23 protein-coding genes, 1 tRNA gene and 2 pseudogenes are annotated in these 17,414 nt (G+C 30.9%); 16 read left to right on the forward strand and 10 right to left on the reverse strand.

Annotated features, from left to right (window positions below; all coding sequences use genetic code 11):
- Positions 1-319: 319 nt before the first annotated feature.
- The 4 genes and pseudogenes from CAV_RS09090 to CAV_RS05480 all read left to right on the forward strand — a co-directional run bounded on the left by CAV_RS09090 (position 320) and on the right by CAV_RS05480 (position 4,697).
- On the forward strand, positions 320-955 hold the full coding sequence (locus CAV_RS09090) for a hypothetical protein (RefSeq protein ID WP_245807386.1): 636 nt from the start codon (positions 320-322) through the stop codon (positions 953-955).
- Positions 927-3,044 carry an N-6 DNA methylase gene (locus CAV_RS05470; RefSeq protein WP_245807387.1) on the forward strand — a complete coding sequence of 706 codons (2,118 nt, stop codon included), beginning with the start codon at positions 927-929 and terminating at the stop codon, positions 3,042-3,044. The genes CAV_RS09090 and CAV_RS05470 overlap by 29 nt, the downstream gene beginning before the upstream one ends.
- Position 3,045: 1 nt before the next feature.
- Positions 3,046-3,354, forward strand: a pseudogene (locus tag CAV_RS05475) (hypothetical protein); the annotation flags it as partial.
- 5 nt (positions 3,355-3,359) lie between these two features.
- Positions 3,360-4,697: a restriction endonuclease subunit S gene (locus CAV_RS05480; protein ID WP_157676330.1), complete on the forward strand. Its 1,338-nt coding sequence runs from the start codon at positions 3,360-3,362 to the stop codon at positions 4,695-4,697.
- Between the two features lie 59 nt (positions 4,698-4,756).
- On the opposite strand, the gene CAV_RS05485 is transcribed toward CAV_RS05480, so the two are convergent.
- Complete coding sequence (locus CAV_RS05485) at positions 4,757-5,407, reverse strand: potassium channel family protein (protein WP_094325486.1); 651 nt, start codon at positions 5,405-5,407, stop codon at positions 4,757-4,759.
- Positions 5,404-6,747: a TrkH family potassium uptake protein gene (locus CAV_RS05490; protein WP_094325487.1), complete on the reverse strand. Its 1,344-nt coding sequence runs from the start codon at positions 6,745-6,747 to the stop codon at positions 5,404-5,406. The genes CAV_RS05485 and CAV_RS05490 overlap by 4 nt, the downstream gene beginning before the upstream one ends.
- 117 nt (positions 6,748-6,864) lie before the next feature.
- On the opposite strand from CAV_RS05490, the gene CAV_RS05495 reads away from it, so the two are divergent.
- From CAV_RS05495 to CAV_RS05505, 6 genes and pseudogenes are all read left to right on the forward strand, one after another.
- Positions 6,865-6,940: transfer RNA gene (locus tag CAV_RS05495), tRNA-Phe, on the forward strand.
- A 295-nt stretch (positions 6,941-7,235) separates the two neighbouring features.
- A pseudogene (locus tag CAV_RS09095) lies at positions 7,236-7,364 on the forward strand (Arm DNA-binding domain-containing protein); the annotation flags it as partial.
- A 33-nt stretch (positions 7,365-7,397) separates the two neighbouring features.
- The gene (locus tag CAV_RS09100) at positions 7,398-7,883 is read left to right on the forward strand and encodes a hypothetical protein (protein WP_245807388.1); all 486 of its coding nucleotides are present in this window, start codon (positions 7,398-7,400) and stop codon (positions 7,881-7,883) included.
- 48 nt (positions 7,884-7,931) lie between these two features.
- Positions 7,932-8,066, forward strand: coding sequence for a hypothetical protein (locus CAV_RS09195; protein ID WP_261787008.1), 135 nt, complete (start codon positions 7,932-7,934; stop codon positions 8,064-8,066).
- The gene (locus tag CAV_RS09200) at positions 8,059-8,193 is read left to right on the forward strand and encodes a hypothetical protein (protein WP_261787009.1); all 135 of its coding nucleotides are present in this window, start codon (positions 8,059-8,061) and stop codon (positions 8,191-8,193) included. Before CAV_RS09195 ends, CAV_RS09200 begins: the two co-directional genes overlap by 8 nt.
- Before the next feature lie 142 nt (positions 8,194-8,335).
- Entirely contained in the window at positions 8,336-8,704 is a 369-nt protein-coding gene (locus CAV_RS05505) for a hypothetical protein (RefSeq protein WP_245807389.1), read from the forward strand.
- A 435-nt stretch (positions 8,705-9,139) separates the two neighbouring features.
- On the opposite strand, the gene CAV_RS05510 is transcribed toward CAV_RS05505, so the two are convergent.
- The 4 genes from CAV_RS05510 to CAV_RS05525 are packed head-to-tail and all read right to left on the reverse strand — an operon-like array spanning position 9,140 to position 11,039.
- Positions 9,140-9,850, reverse strand: a complete 711-nt coding sequence (locus CAV_RS05510; protein ID WP_245807390.1) for a hypothetical protein — start codon at positions 9,848-9,850, stop codon at positions 9,140-9,142.
- Positions 9,851-9,853: 3 nt separating this feature from the next.
- Entirely contained in the window at positions 9,854-10,039 is a 186-nt protein-coding gene (locus CAV_RS05515; protein WP_094325488.1) for a hypothetical protein, read from the reverse strand.
- A complete protein-coding gene (locus CAV_RS05520) occupies positions 10,036-10,305 on the reverse strand; it encodes a hypothetical protein (protein WP_094325489.1) in 270 nt (89 codons plus the stop codon). The genes CAV_RS05515 and CAV_RS05520 overlap by 4 nt, the downstream gene beginning before the upstream one ends.
- Positions 10,302-11,039, reverse strand: coding sequence for a PBECR2 nuclease fold domain-containing protein (locus CAV_RS05525; protein ID WP_094325490.1), 738 nt, complete (start codon positions 11,037-11,039; stop codon positions 10,302-10,304). The genes CAV_RS05520 and CAV_RS05525 overlap by 4 nt, the downstream gene beginning before the upstream one ends.
- An 89-nt stretch (positions 11,040-11,128) precedes the next feature.
- Here CAV_RS05525 and CAV_RS08895 point away from each other — a divergent pair, with 89 nt between their 5' ends.
- The 4 genes from CAV_RS08895 to CAV_RS05540 all read left to right on the forward strand — a co-directional run bounded on the left by CAV_RS08895 (position 11,129) and on the right by CAV_RS05540 (position 14,454).
- Entirely contained in the window at positions 11,129-11,395 is a 267-nt protein-coding gene (locus tag CAV_RS08895) for a hypothetical protein (protein WP_148131221.1), read from the forward strand.
- A gap of 691 nt (positions 11,396-12,086) precedes the next feature.
- Positions 12,087-12,548, forward strand: a complete 462-nt coding sequence (locus tag CAV_RS05530) for a hypothetical protein (protein WP_094325491.1) — start codon at positions 12,087-12,089, stop codon at positions 12,546-12,548.
- Entirely contained in the window at positions 12,545-13,147 is a 603-nt protein-coding gene (locus CAV_RS05535; RefSeq protein WP_094325492.1) for a hypothetical protein, read from the forward strand. The genes CAV_RS05530 and CAV_RS05535 overlap by 4 nt, the downstream gene beginning before the upstream one ends.
- Positions 13,144-14,454 (forward strand): hypothetical protein, encoded by a 1,311-nt coding sequence (locus CAV_RS05540; RefSeq protein WP_094325493.1) that lies wholly within the window; start codon positions 13,144-13,146, stop codon positions 14,452-14,454. Before CAV_RS05535 ends, CAV_RS05540 begins: the two co-directional genes overlap by 4 nt.
- 297 nt (positions 14,455-14,751) lie before the next feature.
- On the opposite strand, the gene CAV_RS05545 is transcribed toward CAV_RS05540, so the two are convergent.
- Genes CAV_RS05545 through CAV_RS05555 form a run of 3 tightly spaced genes read right to left on the reverse strand, consistent with a single transcriptional unit; the run spans position 14,752 to position 15,691 of the window.
- Positions 14,752-14,940 carry a hypothetical protein gene (locus tag CAV_RS05545; protein ID WP_148131222.1) on the reverse strand — a complete coding sequence of 63 codons (189 nt, stop codon included), beginning with the start codon at positions 14,938-14,940 and terminating at the stop codon, positions 14,752-14,754.
- Between the two features lie 17 nt (positions 14,941-14,957).
- Positions 14,958-15,272 carry a hypothetical protein gene (locus tag CAV_RS05550; protein WP_094325495.1) on the reverse strand — a complete coding sequence of 105 codons (315 nt, stop codon included), beginning with the start codon at positions 15,270-15,272 and terminating at the stop codon, positions 14,958-14,960.
- A gap of 59 nt (positions 15,273-15,331) precedes the next feature.
- Positions 15,332-15,691, reverse strand: coding sequence for a hypothetical protein (locus CAV_RS05555; RefSeq protein WP_148131223.1), 360 nt, complete (start codon positions 15,689-15,691; stop codon positions 15,332-15,334).
- Here CAV_RS05555 and CAV_RS05560 point away from each other — a divergent pair.
- Together CAV_RS05560 and CAV_RS05565 are read left to right on the forward strand one after the other, a co-directional pair.
- Positions 15,677-16,273, forward strand: coding sequence for a hypothetical protein (locus CAV_RS05560; protein ID WP_094325497.1), 597 nt, complete (start codon positions 15,677-15,679; stop codon positions 16,271-16,273). The two genes, CAV_RS05555 and CAV_RS05560, sit on opposite strands and share 15 nt — an antisense overlap.
- Positions 16,270-16,821 (forward strand): AAA family ATPase, encoded by a 552-nt coding sequence (locus tag CAV_RS05565; RefSeq protein WP_094325498.1) that lies wholly within the window; start codon positions 16,270-16,272, stop codon positions 16,819-16,821. The genes CAV_RS05560 and CAV_RS05565 overlap by 4 nt, the downstream gene beginning before the upstream one ends.
- Here the strand turns inward: CAV_RS05565 and CAV_RS05570 are convergent.
- Complete coding sequence (locus CAV_RS05570) at positions 16,796-17,413, reverse strand: VirB3 family type IV secretion system protein (protein ID WP_094325499.1); 618 nt, start codon at positions 17,411-17,413, stop codon at positions 16,796-16,798. The two genes, CAV_RS05565 and CAV_RS05570, sit on opposite strands and share 26 nt — an antisense overlap.
- Position 17,414 lies beyond the last annotated feature (1 nt).

Below are 17,414 nucleotides of genomic sequence, written 5' to 3' on the forward strand. Positions count from 1 at the left end.
TTACAAACAAAAAGCTTATGTATCCAAAAGAGATTATAAGGCATGATGAGACCACGAGTAATTTTTCCCACCCTGAAAACTTTGTCGTTTTTGAATGTGTGCACAGACTGCTAGAAAAGGGCTATAAACCAAGTAGCCTAGAGCTAGAGCCGCGTTGGAATCTAGGTAGAGACAAAAAGGCGGCAAGGCGGATATTTTAGTTCGGGATTTAAGTCTTAGCTATGAAAACAATCACAAAGGCAATCCTTACCTTATCATTGAGTGCAAGACTTCAAGTAAAACAAATGAAAAAAGCGAATTTGCAAAAGAGTGGGATAAAATGCAAGAAAATGGCGGACAACTCTTTAGCTATTTTCAGCAAGAAAGAAACGTAAAATATCTCTGCCTTTATACCAGTGATTTTATAAATTCTACTCTTAACTATGAAAACTACATCATCACTATGCAGGATAATGAGGAGTATCTAAAGGAGTATAAAAAGCAAGACTATGAAAATGCACCTGATGTTAAAAGCATTTTTAGGATTTGGAGTGATACTTACGCAAAAGAGTATAAGACAAATGGAATCTTTGAAGAGGAAATCAAAAGTTACACAATCACAAATATAAAACCAAAGCTAGAGCATTTAAAAAGCATAGATTCTAATGACATTCACAAAAAAAGACATCAATGGGCGACTATACTAAGAGCAAACACCATAGGCGATAAGGGCAATGCCTTAAATAAAATAATGAATATCTTTCTTTGCAAAATCACTGATGAGATAGAAAACCCTAAAGATTTGCAATTTTCTTGGGCTGGTTATAGTGCTGATACACCTTTTAATCTCGTGGATAGATTACAAAAACTCTATCAAATCGGTATGAAAGAGTATCTCAATCAAGACATCACTTATTATTCAAAAGAGGACATAAACAAGGCTTTTAATGAAAATTACAAAAAAAACGCCAAGTAGGCAAAAGATTCATAATATCTTTAATGAACTTAAATATTTTCAAAATGGTGATTTTAACTTCATAGAAGTGCATAATCAAAATCTTTTTGATGAAAATTTTAAAGTTTTATTACAAGTCGTGCTAATGCTTGAAAATGTCAAATTTAGTGATAAAAATCACAGTCAATTTTTAGGCGATTTTTTTGAAAGCTATATAGCCGATATGCCCCAGCACGAGGGGCAGTATTTTACTCCCACACCCTTAGTGTGCTTTATGATTCACTCTTTGCCTGTGTTTAAAGATTCTAAAGTGCTTGACTTTGCTTGTGGGGCTGGACATTTTTTAAGCGAATACGCTAAGATAAATGAAAACTACAAAACAAGCTTTTTGGGCATAGATAAAGACTCAAGACTGGCTAAAATCTCAACCATTTCCTCTTTTATGTATGGTAGACAAAACAATATAAAAATCCTCTATCAAAACTCCCTAAGTCTAGGAAATATAGAGGATTCTAGTGTGAATATTATAATCTCTAATCCTCCCTATTCAGTCGATGACTTTTTATTTACCTTAGATGAAGATTCAAGAAATGATTTTTTACTTTTTAAAAATAATAAAAATATTTCTCTAAGCACGGGACTTATAGAATGCTTTTTTATAGAAAAAGCCTCAAAAGCCCTAGAATCAAACGGACTTTTAGCTCTTGTGCTTCCTAACTCAATACTAACTAATAATAACGAACTCACACAGGTTCAGACCAACGAAATCTTGCTAAGAGATTTTAATATCATAGCTATTCTAAAGCTTGGCGGAGCGACATTTTTTAAAACAAACACAAGCCCTATTATACTCTTTGCTATACGCAAGGATAAAGAGCAAAATACCACTAAAGCAAATGATATTTATGAGTATTTTCACGGCCTTATAAAAGAAAATAGCTTTTTGCAAGAATTACAAGATGAGAACTATCATAATTTTATCGCTACTTTAGAATCTTATGCAAATTTTAGAAGACTAAGCCTTGAGGAGTTGAAGCAAATTTTTAGTGCTAGTATAAGAGAGGATTCTAAGATTTTTGAACTTCAAAGCTTTAAAGAATATAAAAGCTTTTATGAAGTGATGATAAAAAAAGAAAAGCAAGAGTATGATAAAAAGATAAGAAAAGAGCCATTTATTCCTAGCATAAGTTTGCAAGACTTTATCAAAGAAAAAGAGGCTGAAAAATTTTTGTATTTTTGTTACTGTTTAGATTCAAGCCCGCTCATCATAAAAGCACCAGATAGCAACGATGCCCAAAAGAAATTTCTAGGCTATGAATGGAGTACGAGAAAGGGCTATGAGGGTATACATTACAAGCTCAAAGAAGATGCTAAAAATGCATCAATTAACTTTATAGATACACCGCTTTTTAATCCTAGGGATAGATTTGATGAAAGTAAAATAAGCTTTTATATCTTGCAAAATTTCTTGCAAAAGCTTTCTAAAGCTTCTTTAGAAAAAGGCTTTATTTTCTCTCATCTAAACATACACGAAAGCTTACAAGGCTATATTAGAGAGGAAAGATTGATTGATTTAATCAACTTTGATTCTATAAAGTTTGATAAAAGCATAGCCTTAAATCCTTTTACCTCCTCTGCCCAAAGCCTTATTAATCCCTTTGCAAATTCTAAATATGAGTTGGTGAGGCTTGGGGACTTAGGTGAATTTATAGGCGGTTTGTGGAAAGGTAAAAAGCCACCTTATGTAAAAGCTAAAATTATTAGAAATACTAATTTTGATTTAAAAGGTGGCTTGAAAGCAGATTCTGAATATCCAGAATTAGAAGTCGAAATAAATCAATTAGAAAAAAGAAAATTAGAATACGGGGATATTATCATAGAAAAATCAGGAGGAAGTAATAATCAAGCAGTTGGTAGAGCCGTCATTTTCACCTTTAAAAGCAATGAGATTTACTCCTTTTCAAATTTTACAAATCGCTTAAGAGTTAATAATAAAAACATAAATCCATTTTATTTGCATTTGGTCTTAAATTACATATATAAATTAGGTATTACCTTCAGTATGCAGCGGTATGAGTGGTTTAAGAAATTTAGATATGAATGCGTATAAAAATCTACAAATCCCCCTACCACCTCTTGCAATTCAAAAGCAAATTGTAAGTGAGTGTGAAAAGGTAGAAAAGCAGTATCAAACTATAAGAATGAGTATAGAAAAGTATCAAGAGCTAATAAAGGCTATACTTGCCAAAAGCGGCGTGATAGATGAAAATTTCGCTACGGGGGGGGGCATTGACAGCCTTGTAAAAAGTATAGAATCCTTAGAAACAGAACTAGACTACACCATCCTTTTTGAAAGCCTAGAATCCCCGCCGCCTTGCCACCTCAAAGTATTGAAACTTTGCCATATAATGACAAAATAGAGTTTTTGCAAGCTTTACAAACTCCTTTGAATCTAAATGCCCTTTTAGATTCTATCCCAACCCCGCCACAAAAGGGCTGGGAGAGAGTAAGGCTTAAAAGTGTTATAGCGGATATAGATACACAATCACAGATTCCGAGTGAAAAGGAGTTTTTTTATATAGGGCTTGAAAATATACAAAAGGGCGGAAAAAAATTTGAAATAGTAAAAGCCACACCAAAAGAGGTTATTAGCAATTCTTTGATTCTCAAAAAAGGCTATGTATATTATTCAAAATTGCGACCATATTTAAAGAAAATATTTTATTCTGATAGAGATGAAAAAGTGTATGCCTCATCGGAGTTAGTAGGATTGAAATTCAGTAATGATATGAATGCTAATCTTATGTTACATATTTTGCTTTCAGATTTTATAACTAAGCAAGAAATAAATACCAAAGGTTTAAGAATGCCAAGAATCGGGATTGATGAAATCCAAAACTTTACTATTTTTAAACCACCCCTAGAGGCTCAAGAAAAGATAATATCTGCGATTAGCAAAGTAGAAGAGAGAATAAACCTTATAGATTCTAGCTTAGAAAGTCTAGAGGCACAAAAAGCTAAGATTCTAAAGGACATACTAGAGGGCAACAAAGAGAGAGAACAGAGTGAGCTTAAAGAAAACTTAAAAGCTCTAGAATCTCTCACCGCCCTTTTACTTTTACAAAAAGCTTTTTTACAAAGCTTTATCACAAAAATTTTAGAAAAAGCTGGGATTGTGCCTAGCCTAAATACTCTTTTAGATTCTATCCCAACCCCACCACAAAAGGGCTGGGAGAGAGTAAGGCTAAGCAATACACAAAAGTTTAGTCTAAGTATCGGTAAAAGGGTGCTTGATAGTGAGTTGCAAACACAAGGGACAATCCCTGTGTATAGCGCAAATGTCAAAAAGCCCTTTGGTTATATTGATAAAGAACTTTTAGAAGATTATGAGAGTGATAGCGTGTTGTGGGGGATTGATGGGGACTTTATGGTGGGCTTTATGCCAAAAGGAACAGCATTTTATCCAACAGACCATTGCGGAATCTTGCGTGTTACAAGCGATGATATAGTGCCGAAGATTCTAAGCTTTGCTTTAGAAAATGAGGGCAAAAAAGTTGGCTTTAGACGAGAATATAGGGCTTCGCTAGAGCGAGTAAGAGGCTTACAAATCCCCCTGCCACCGCTTGAAATGCAAGAAAAAATTACCTTTGCTATAAGCAAAATAGAGGAAAAAATACAAATTTTAAATTCCAGCTTAGAAAACTTACAAGCACACAAAAACAAGATTTTGCAAAATGCCCTAAATTTAATAAGGGATGTATGAATATGGCGATAAATTTATGTTTATGTTCTTACTTTTATAAGACAAAAACCATTCCTTGCTTAAGGCAAGGAAAAACCTTCTAAGTCTTTTACTGTTCCAACCAAAATAATAGTATCTCCGGCGTCTATCAATGTGGTTTCAAGCTCTGGAAATAAAATCCAATCATTACTTCCCTTTTTGTAAGCTAAAATGTGCATATTTTGCGCTAGCTGTTTTAAGCTGTGCCCTACCAAGCTATCATTTGCTAGAATTTTAACAGCTCTTATGGTATTTGCTGAAAGGTCTATCACCTCATATTCGCTATGAGACAAAAACTCTTTAGCAAGACGAACAGCACTTTCTTTTTCAGGATATATGACCTTAGATGCGCCAAGCTTTGAGAGAATTTGCCCATGAACTTGAGATATAGCCTTTGTTATAACAGTCTCAACGCCTATATCCTTTAAGGCCATTAAGGTTAATATACTTTTTTCTATATTCTCGCCTATACTAACTATGACTACATCTATATTTTGAAAACCAGCTTCTTTCAAGGCGGTTTGGTTAGAAGAATCTAGTATATAGCTATATGAGGCCTTATCTTGAAGGGTTTTAAGATTTTCCTCATCTATATCTGCTATAACAACAGTCTCACCGCCATTAATCAACTCTGTGGCTAAAACAGAGCCAAATTTCCCAAGTCCTATAATTCCATAAGTAGTATTTTTCATAAGTAAACCTTTGCTTGTGGGTATTTTATATATTTTTCTTTCTCTTGAGTAAAAATAGAAATCAAAAAGGCAAAAATTCCTATTCTACCACTAATCATAAGTATAATGATGATAATTTTACTATAATCTCCAAATAAAGCACATAAAGATAAAGAGCCCCCATCTCCTACCGAAACTCCAACAGTAGCAAAAGCTGAACTAATCTCAAAAAATATATTGATAAACCTCGTCTCTTCCTCTAAAAGACTTACGATAATAACGCATATTGTCATATAAGCTATAGACCCAACAGTAATCACAAATGCTTTTTTAATAGTGTCTTCTGAAAGTTCGTAGTTAAAAATTCTAACCCTTCCATTTTTAATCACCCAATAAGTATAAATCAAAAGCACAGCAACAGTAGTTACCTTAAGACCACCGGAAGTTCCACCAGGACCACCGCCAATCACCATAAACAAAGAGCCAAAAAACAAGGAAGCGTCTTTTAAAGTGCTTAGATCTATTGTGTTAAACCCTGATGTTCTATAATTTACGGAGATAAAATAAGAGCTTAAAATTTTATCAAAAAGCGAAAATTCTCCTATACTGTTTTTATTAGAGTATTCAAATAAAAACACAACAACAGTGGCCAAAACTAATAAAATAACGGTTGCGCTAAGAACTATCTTTGTATGCAAGCTAAGCGAGCCTATGCGTTTTTTCCTAAACAAATAAAGCTCCAATAAAACAAAATAACCAATCCCACCTATAATAACCAAGCTTGTAATAACAAAATTCACCCATAAATCGCTTCTATATGACAATAAACCTGTTTCAAAGGTGGTGAAACCGGCGTTATTAAAGGCTGAGACAGAGTGAAAAAAGCCGTGCCAAATGGCCTCATTAAGCGGCATTTCAAGGGCAAATTTTAAGCTTAAAAGCACAGCTCCTATGATTTCAACCACAAAAACAAAGATAACAATTTTTTTTAAAAAATCAACCACCCCTTCCATATTTGGATAAATGAGTGATTCTTTTAAGATGTTTCTTTCGTTAAAGCCTATTTTCTTGCGTATTAAAAGATAAAAAAAGATACCTAGGCCCATATAACCCAAACCGCCAATTTGTATCAAAAGCAAGATGAAAATTTGTCCATAAATGGTAAAATCAATGGCCGTATTTTTAACAATTAAGCCCGTCATACTGATAGCTGAAGCTGAGGTAAAAAGCGCGTCTAAAAAGCTAATATCCTTTTTACTCATAAGCTCAGTTTGCAGGACAAAAGCTCCAAAAAGTGCAATGCTTATATAACCTATAAACAAAAATCTTACGCTTTTTCTATCTAAATGTGTTTGTCTCAAGTAAATTAGCCTATTATAAAAAATAAAAATGAAGTCTAATACAAAATTTCTTAAAAACAGCAAAAAACTTTTAGCTTTTTTTAAAAAAAGTATTGTATAATTTTGTCTTTAGTTTGTGGTTGGATAGCTCAGTCGGTAGAGCAGCAGACTGAAAATCTGCGTGTCGGCAGTTCGATTCTGCCTCTAACCACCATTAAAGCTTCTTATTTCTTTGCTTTTTAAATCAAATCTACTCAAAAAATCTCCCAAAACGCTTGTTTTAAGCTGCTTTTTTAGCTTCAAATGAGATTATTTTTTGTCATCTGTCTTTATATCTAATCAAGGATGAAAAAAATAAATATATATGATAAAATTTTTTACACTAAAATCCTACATAAATATATATAAAAGTGAGCTTAATATGAGGTTTAATAATGATAAAGATATAAGAAATTTACCTCAAGAATAAAAAAGCTATACATAAAGATATACTTGTTACGAATTTATATATAGAAGTAAGACCAAAAACTAATGGAGTTGGTAGAACTTTTTACTTTAGATATAACGATAAGGGTAAAATTCTTTCTATAAATTTAGGAAAATATCCAAAAACAAGCTTAGCAGAAGCTAGGGCTAAGGCTATAGCATTTAATGATGATATAAGCAATGGAATGTCTCCAAAGAATAATGAGAAGCAACATATTACCCTGCAAGAAGCTTTTGATGAGTGGCATAAGATAAATAAAAGTGAAAATGACAGCAAATTTGCAAGTGCCTTTAAGCTTCATATCTTAAGCAGATATAAAGATAAAAAAGTTGCAAATTTAAGCAAAAGAGATATTATAGTAGTTTTTGATAGGCTGTTTTTAGAAAACAAACGAGAAACTATAAGAAGAGCTTATGCGAAGTTAAAAAGCATATTGACTTACTGCATAAATAGAGAATATATAGAATTTAGCAATATTTTGTTTATGGATATACCATCCTTATACGGCAGTGTCCAAGTTAAAAATTTTAGAGCTATTACAGATAAGAAAAAATTTAAAGAATTATTACAAGCTATAGATGAGTATAGTGGGAGTATATTTGTAAAGGTTGCTTTGCAAATGAGTCCTTATTTGTTTTTAAGATCAAGCAATATGAGAAACTTAGAATGACAAGAAGTTGATTTAGAAAACAAAAGATTGCTTATTCCAGCTAATAAAATGAAAGGCAGACAAGATTTTATAGTGCCTTTAAGTCCTAGTGTAATAAGGCTATTTGAATTTATAAAACCTTTTTCTATGCACTCTAAGTATGTTTTTCCTAGCGATTTTTTCAAAGTCAAAGTCTATGAGTGAAAATACTCTTAATATTGCCATTAAAAGACTTGGCTTTGGAGAAGATATGGTTTATCACGGCTTTAGAAGCACAGCTTCAACCTTTTTATATGAGTATAAAATATTCATAAACAAGATAGCGAGGTAATAGAGCTATGTTTAGATCATAGAGAAAGAAATAAGGTTAAAGGGGCGTATAATAGAAGTCTAAGATTAGAGGATAGAAGTTATTTAATGAATTGGTGGAGTGATTTTATAGATAATTTAAAAGCTGGGAAAGATTGAATAATTTGAGTGAGGAAGTATTTAACAAAGAGCTAAAAGAAAGGATAGAGCAAAGCTTAGCAAAACAAGAACTAAAGCCTATGCCTAAAAGTGCGTTTAAAAGCTTTGATGAATTTCAAGGATTGTTTGATGAGATAAAAGGCAATAAAGGCGTGATACAAACACCTTATAAAGATGTAGAAGTAGATATAAGATATGCCTTTATACATTTTAAGAAAAATACCTATAATACTAACAGAGACAATATCAAGGGTGGATTTTTTGAAACTTTTAAAAATCCTTTGTTTGTAGTGGAGCAAAAAAAAGAGAGGGTAGCACCAAGCCTAGCGTGTATTTTTATAAGCCCTTTTATGATGAAAATAAAAAGCTTTTGAATTTATTTGGAATAAGTGTTGATAATAAAGGCAAACTAAATTTTACAACTTATTATTTAGATGAAGTAGGAAATCGTTTGTCAAGTATTTTAAATGATAAAAATTTAAAAATTAGATATGTCAAAGAATAGTTTTGTGTCTCTCTATCTAACGCATTCTGTCTATCGCTAAATAGGATTTGCCTGTAACAACCCTTAGACAGTATCGATATATTGCTACCGCTGACACAAAACTAGAAAGTATTCTACCATAAACAAGGAGAATATGCAATGAATAATTTTTCGCCCTTTTTATTTTTAATTAACGATAATTATACTACAATAACATACAATTTAGAGGGCTAACCTGCGGAGAGTTGCGGGGTACTCTTGTGAGAGGCTACTCTAAATTTCTTACTTTTACACATTAAATTAAGAAAAATTGCTAATTATTTTGTCATAATTTGGATTTTGTGTTACTTTTATCCTTTCCTATTTTGTTTATTTTATCTTTTTCACTAGAATTTTCTTTATACTCCTGTCTTAACATATCCATAGCCTGTTCTCCTTGTGTGGCTTGACTTTGAAGCTTTGAATTTGTTAGAATCACCTTATCGGTGGATTTGCGAAAATCGAAGTCGTTAAATATGGGATGGTGGGGATGACTACGCCCACCCATTTCCACCTTTCTTTCATTTCTTTCTGTCTTGCTGTGAGCTGTTGTTAATCTGTGAATTTTATCCTCATCAACTACATATTTTCTACTTCCATACACTAAAATACTTTCATCATTTGCTCTTACTTGCCAAGTATAACCTCTTGTTTCTTTATCAGCCCTCACATTCTTAGCCACTTTTGGAAAAGAAAGCATTTCTTTAGTGCTTATCATTCCTCTTAACTTAGGATTATCCAAATGTTTTTTAATCTCTTTTTGCATAAAGTCCTTATCTACCTTTATATCTCCTACATTGCTTTTTACTTGAGTATAAGTCTTATCATCTTTTAAAACCTTATACATCTGTGAACTTTCCTTTTTACTTTTTCTATCCCAAACTATATCTTTTAAAGCTTCAATAACTTGTTCACACTTTTGTATGTTTTCCTTAGCCTCTTTTACATAGTTTTCAAGTTCTGTTATTTTTGCTTTTAATTGCTCTTTTTCACTCATGGTTTAACCTTTTTTAAGTATGTTTTTATTTTCAAGCTCTTTGATAATCCTTAATATCTTTTTCATATTTTCAAACATTTCAGGATGATGCTTATAAAGTAGCTTCAATTCAGCAATAGTCTCATCATCTTTTAGTAATTTACCTAGCTCATCGTAAAGTTTTAAAATTTCAAGTGCCTTATTGTTCATTTTATATTCTCCTCATCATTCTCATTAGATTTGATTAAAATATTATTTAGCAATAATTTATTTTTACGCAAGGTTAAAAATATATTATTTTTTTCCTCTACAAAATTTTGTGATTGCATGAGTGCAGTTTTATTTAATTCTTTTATTTGTGCTTCGTATGTGAGAACTAGCTGTGCTTGTGTTTTAGACATAGAACTTAAAACTGAAGCAGAATTGGCATATACAAGCAAAGTAGTAAATAATATAAAAATAATAGCTTTAATCATTTATTCTTGCCTCCAAATCTGTTTATTTTATCCCTATTAAATTCTTTTTCTTTGTCTATATCTTTTTCCTTATACTCCTGCCTTAACATATCCATAGTTTTTTCTCCTTGTGTGGCTTGACTTTTCATATTTTTTTCATTATAATCTGGCATATCAATCTTGTTGGCTAAAGATTGCGAAGTCTGTAAAAGCTCTGGCGTGTAGAAAATTGACTCGGAGTTTGGAGATTGATACACTATTTTAGCTTCATTTTCTACTTTGTTTTTTAACACATTTTCTTTTTTTGGTGCATTTGAAACACTGATTAAAAAATCCTCTGTTTCTAAATTAATGCTTGTGAAATACTGTTTATCACCGATTTTCTTTGCTAAAATAACCATATCATCGATATCTTTTAAAATAAAATCAGGATTGTCTAAAGTCTCTTTTACCTGTGGTATGTATTGTTCTCTTTGTTTGCTTACAATCTTTAATAAGCTTCCTTTTGTTAGCCTTATTTCCTTACCACCTAAAGCCTCTTTTATTTCCTTGCTATGTTTTGGGATATAGCTTTGCTCTAAATTTTCAAGCTCAAATGTCTTTAGCCATTGTTCTTGTGTTTCTTTTGTAAGTATATGTTTTTTGTTTTTTTGGTCCAGAAAAATCTCATCTTTTAACATTATATAGCCTATATATCTTTCATATTCTCCTTGTATGGCTTGACTTTTCATATTTTTTTCATTATAATCTGGCATATCAATCTTGTTGGTGATTAAGCGTTCATCTGTAAAAGTTTGGTTGTAACGGAGATTTTCAGACTTGGAAGATTGGTATAAAAAAGCAGATGGTAGGTTCGCCCATTTCCTACACTCAAGCCCAAAGTCTTGACGGGCTGGTTCAAAAGAACATTTCATCTGCTAGTGAGAACATTCTACCAAATTTAACTTATCAAAGTCAAGCCATACAAGGAGAAAAAGCTATGGATATGTTAAGGCAGGAGTATAAGGAAAAAGATATAAGCAAAGAGTTTGAGAGGAAAAATTGCGATAAAAATAAAATAAAGAAAATTATGCTTGAGCTTAGACAAGCTGGTATTGATAGTGAAAGGTGATCGGTAAATCGCCCAACCGCTAAAGCAGTTAGGATTTTTGCTTAAAAAATTTAGAATTTTGCCTTTTCAATTATCTCAAAAAGCTTAAGTCTTTATTACTCATCATCTCTCACTGCTCATTTATAGCTTTAAGCTTATTATGAAATTCACTTAAGCTTGGATAGTCTTTACAAAGACTTGAAACTATTTTATAAGCTTCATCAGCTAAAAGCTCATTTAAAATACCTCTTTTATCCTTTGTATATTTTAAGATATTTGAACTTTTTTCTCCAATTATCCTATAATTTAATTATATCATACCATATAATAGTTAATAATATTGTATATAATTATATAATTATATTTCATATCATATACTATATTATAATATTAAATACTATAATAGTATATATTATTATATAACATCATATACTATTATTTAATATCATTAAATATATAATACTATTTAATACTATATGATACTATCATATAGTATGATATAGTATATACTTACATACAACTTTATTCTAAAAAAATTTGACACAAGTATTTTTATTACATCTCCTATATATACATAATTTATAACAAATTCTTTTTGCCATATTAAGCATTTTTTAAATAAAAACTATGACAAATGTCATATATTAATCAAAGTTTTATTTTTAAGCTTTTTTTCTTTGTTAGAGTTTTTAGAAAAAGATGGGAGAATAGTATGTTAGAGATTACAGAAAAAGCAAAAAAATATGGGGTATTAAGTGCATTGCTATTTGATTTGAAAAACACATTTAAGTCTGTTGATAAAGAGCTAAATTCTTTTTTAGAGAAACTAAACATTGTTTATAATACTGAAAAAGAGTTATTTTGTTTGGAAGTTAATGATAATGCTAATGTCCAAACTTATAAAGAAATTCATAATCCAAATGTCATTTACTACTCAAATTATGAATCCACTTATCTAGAGAGAATAAAAGAATCTTCCAATTCTTTAGACAAGGTGTATGATTATTTAGTTTCCTTAAAAGAAGATTTTCTAATCAATGTAAGGGAAATGGCTAAGGAACAATTTGAAGAACGAAGAATAGAACTACAAAATAGTATTGATAAGGATATTAGACATTCTACAGTAGAACAAGATGTCCAAGAAAATATCAATACAAAAAGACATAGAATATGAATAGACATAAAAAAGAGTTAGCACTTTTTAATCTAGGTAAAAGTCTTGTAGAACTTTTAGGAGAGGAACAAGCTATTGCTGATTTAGAATTATTATTTAAAAGACACCCTGAAATGTTTAAGGATATTAAAGAAGTTAAAGAACTTATTGATAAGGTTGTTAGTGAGCCTGAAATAATCATTAATAACCCAAGTCCTAGAAGTGAAAAAGACTATATAGTAGGAAAAAAACTTAACGATAAGAAAATGGGAGAAGTAGGCATTCGTAAAGATGAAAACATAAATAAAATTTTTCATGCAAACGAAAAAAACATTAAAAAACTAAGACAGCTTGATAAAAAAGAAGTAATATATAAAAAGCAGGTGGTAGGGACGCCCAACTCCTACACTCAAGCCCAAAGTCTTGACGAGCGACTGGTCAAAAATGACATTTCACCTGCTAATGAAAATATTGTAACAAATTCAAAGCTTCAAAGTCAAGCTATACAAGGAGAAAAAGCTATGGATATGTTAAGGCAGGAGCATGAGGAAAAAGATATAGACAAAGAGTTTGAGAGGAAAGATTGCGATAAAAATAAAATTAAGAAAGGTAAAATTTGAGAAGCTTATTTTACATTATAATATTTATTATATCTTTTTCGTATGCAAATCAAGGACAAGCTTCATCTACACCAGCTTCTTTTACAGAACAAGAAAATAAAATTTTTGGTAATAGTGCCATTTCGGGTGCTGGGTGTGAATTTAGGTGTAGAGAGGTTTCATCAGGCTATGCCACACAAATCACAGGTTTTGATTTTACAAATGGAACTACATACTGTGCTGTATATACAGAAAATAATTTAGAAGAAAATTTGAGATTTTCAGCCAACTATGTAGCAACTGGTTGTAAAAAGGAATATAATGATTACATACAAAAAGCCATTTTAAATAATACTCAAGGCTCACAATCAGCATCTGACATCGAAGTAAAATCTCAGATAAAACAAAGTCCAAGTTCTACTGATATAACTTTTTCAAGATTTATGTCAGCAATAGTTACGCTTGACCCTGAAATTATTAATAGAGAAGAGACTGAGGCGACAGGAGAATTGATTATACAAGATGGCATAACACTTAAATCAAGCGTTAGTGGATTATATGGATATAATGATACCTTTGCTTCTTTATTTGGAAATGGTTACATTGTAGATGGGGTAGATTCTTATATAAATAGCTTAAAGTCTTTTTTTGGAGTGGATAAAAATCCACAACCAGTCTCTTCAGGTGTTAATATTTCTCATGCAGATGGATTTAATAAAGCAAATTTGGCATTTTTTTCTAATCTATTTAAAAATATGCAAGATGTATATACCCATTTACAAATGTTATTATTTACTGTTGTTGGTGCGTTTTATATTTTTACCATAGGTTCTCAAAAAATACAAGTATATTTAGAAAATAAAGGAGAGTATCAAGGTTCATCTCAGCCATATTTACATAAATTTTTTATACCTATTTTGGGTGTGGCTTTTTTCTTTGCTCCCATACCAGATTCAGCTGGTGTAAATTCTACTATCATGCAAAATATTATTAGATACTTCACAGCAGAGGCTACTACCATAGCAGATATAGCCAGTGCAAAAGGTGCTGAAACTTATTTGAACAAAATTTATGCTTCAACAGGAGGTATAGATGAAAAAGGAAAAATAATGTTTGTTCAAAAAAAGGCTGAAGCTGAATTTACAAGAGCAAAGGCTATTGAGGTATATAATAGAACTTGTAATGTTAGATATACAAATGAAATGGCTGAAGCTGGAATACCATTTGCAGATATGACTGAAGAACAGATAAAAAAGAATCCATGCAACCAGTGCAGGAGTATCCAAAACTTACAAAAAAACAAAAATAAAAAAATATCTTGTCATTAAACTCATCACTTATTCCTTCATTTTCATGACATACTCCCCACGCATAAATGTGGGAGTTTCTAGTATCAACAAATCTAGCCTACTTTTGCAGGTCTTACAAATTCTCCACTAAGGGTTGATGCCCCAACTCTAAAAATATTTAAACTAGCATTATAATCTCTGTCTATTTTTTCTGTTTTCTTATATCTTTTTGTTTTTCATTAAGATTTGTTGTAGGTGTTTTTATCTGTTCTGTTAAGTCGTATTGCTCTGCTATATCCGTTATATCAAAATGCACAACACAGTAAGGAAGCCAAGTTAGCTGATTTTTAATTTTTCTATCAATTTTGATACCTGTTTTTTATTTAATGCTTCTTTGGATACATATCCAGAATATTGCTTATGTTCAAAAGAATTTTCAAACATAAATTCTTTTATTTGATTATAAGCTTGAGCTGTGTTATCAAAGTATTTTTTAAGTTCTTTTGTGGATAAATCAAAATTCATAGCCTTTCTTTTTGCCATTATGAAGCCCAAACACCCATCTCATCGCCTATTAAAGTTTCATTTCCATCTTCCTCATCAAGCCAAAGCCATTCTTTAGCGTTAAGAGTAAGCCATTTAGTTTTCATAAGATTATCCCATATCAGTATTCCTAAACAAGCTAAATCTCTTTCATTTCCTTTGCAATGATAAGTGTATTTATCTATCTTTACTAATCCTGATTGAATAGCCATTTCTTCTATGCTTTTATACATTTGTTCTAAGTCATAAATTCCCTCTTTTTTTATCTTTTCCTCGTCTAATACTATTTTTGTTCCTAAAAGTGGATATGACATAAAGACTCCTTTAAATTTCTAGCGTTAATTAAATTTACGCTAGAAATTATATAAAATTTTTAATAAACTTTACCTTGTTTTCTAATCTTTCTTTCCATAAGCTCATCATAACTTAATCTTTCAACCTGTTCCTCATTCTCACTTGATTTCATATCATCTTGCGAAAACAAGCTGGTCACATTTTCTGTATGTTTGATTGTTTTGTCTAAAGTTGAAACAAAATTTGACTTTGTCTTTATAAACTCTGTTGCATCATTTAAATTTCTAGCCAATGTGTCAACCAAATCGTTATACATATTGAATGTATCTTTAATGTTATTAGAAATTGCATTAAAAGTTTTGTCAATTTCTTCCAAGCTCTTTTGGGTATTTTTCTTAAAATTTTCTATAAGTACCTTCATATCTTGTGCATTATTCATAATCATTACTCCTTTATATTTGCTAGAGATTTTGGAGAGGAAAAATATTTTACCAGCGTAGCAAAAGACGATAAAGGAGAATGGGTAATTGTAAGCAATGCACCAAAAAGCGAAAATGGGTTGAATAATAAGATTTTAAAAGGTGGTGAGGAAGTTTATAACAAACAAGCGGGTAGTCAGATTAACGCTTCTACCCCTTACGATGATATAGCTAAGTCTAATATCAAACTTGATAACACTAATTCTAGCACAAAATTAACTCAAAAACAAGATGAAGTTAAAGAAAATAACTACAAGATACAAGATATTACAAATGGAATCAAAGAGAGAAGAAATTTACAAAACAAGATGAATTTAGGAGCTAAAATACTTTATCAATCTCCAAGCTTCAGATCATCTCGTAACAAGCTTTTACAGGCTTCACAATTCTCCACCAACAAGACTGATATGCTAGATTATAATGAAAAAAATATGAAAAGTCAAGCCACAAAAGGAGAAAAAGCTATGGATATGTTAAGGCAGGAGCATGAGGAAAATTCTAATAAACAAAATAAGGCAAATAAACTAAGGAATAAATTATGAGTATAGAATTAAATGAAGAACAAAGAGATATTATACAATGCTCTTTCGATATGAAAGAAAGAGAAATTTTAAAAATTCAAGCTTATGCCGGTTCTGGTAAGACCACCATATTAAAAGAAATAGCCTCAGCACATCATTCTAGCTCTTTTTTATATTTATCTTTCAATAAGGCTATTGCAAACGAGGCAAGTAAAATATTTCCAGAAAATGTTAAGGTTTCAACAACACATTCTTTGGCATATAGATATATTGTTTCAAGAAATAAGAATTTTAAAATTGTGAATGATTATTCAGTTTTTGATTTATGTAAAATTTTAGATACGCAGGATTTTGAAGAAGTGATGATTTTTAAATCTCATTTGAAAGATTTTTTATATTCATCTAGCTCTTTATTTCCAAACAAAAAGGTTGGTAAATTCTTTGAAAAAGCTTCTGCTGGAATTATACCTTTAACGCATGATGTATATTTAAAAATGTTTCAACTTCTACTAAGAGAAGAAAAATTGCTAAGCGAGTATGATTTTATCCTTTTAGATAAGGATTTTTAAAGTTGGATACAAAGTTATCATCTATGCTGTGTCTTACATTATGAAAGTAAAAGCTTATAGGTTCGTTAGCAAAAGACTTAAAAAGCATATTTAAGGCTTCATTTTTAAAGTCTAAATCCACATCACTCTCACACTCAAAAGAAATTCCCTCTATCTCGTAAGTAGAACAAAGTAAATAATCTTTTGTAAGAACTATGCCATCTCCTATGATGGAGCTAAATGGGATAAGTTTTTCAAAATTTACTTCACTATTTAAAGCAAAAAGGCTAAGTTTCGGGATATTTGTTTTTATATAGTTTTTATGCTTTGAATAAGACATAGCTTGAAAGGATTTTATGCCGTGAAATTTCTTTGATAAAGGATTTGTAAGAAATCTTAACTTTAAAAAATATAGTCTAAATATAAAATTATCTTGCTTAGTCATTTGTTTCATAAGCACATATAAGGGTATGTAAAACAAAATAAGGTAAAAAAGCTGTGTAGATATAGTGATAAAAATCGTAATACCTAAAGAAAAGAATAATGGAATTATAGGAACTCCAAAGAGCATAGCAGGACGAGTTAAGCCTTTAAATAAAGCTTGTGTTTGCATA

The organism is Campylobacter avium LMG 24591 (assembly GCF_002238335.1).
In the GTDB taxonomy this organism is placed as follows: domain Bacteria; phylum Campylobacterota; class Campylobacteria; order Campylobacterales; family Campylobacteraceae; genus Campylobacter_D; species Campylobacter_D avium.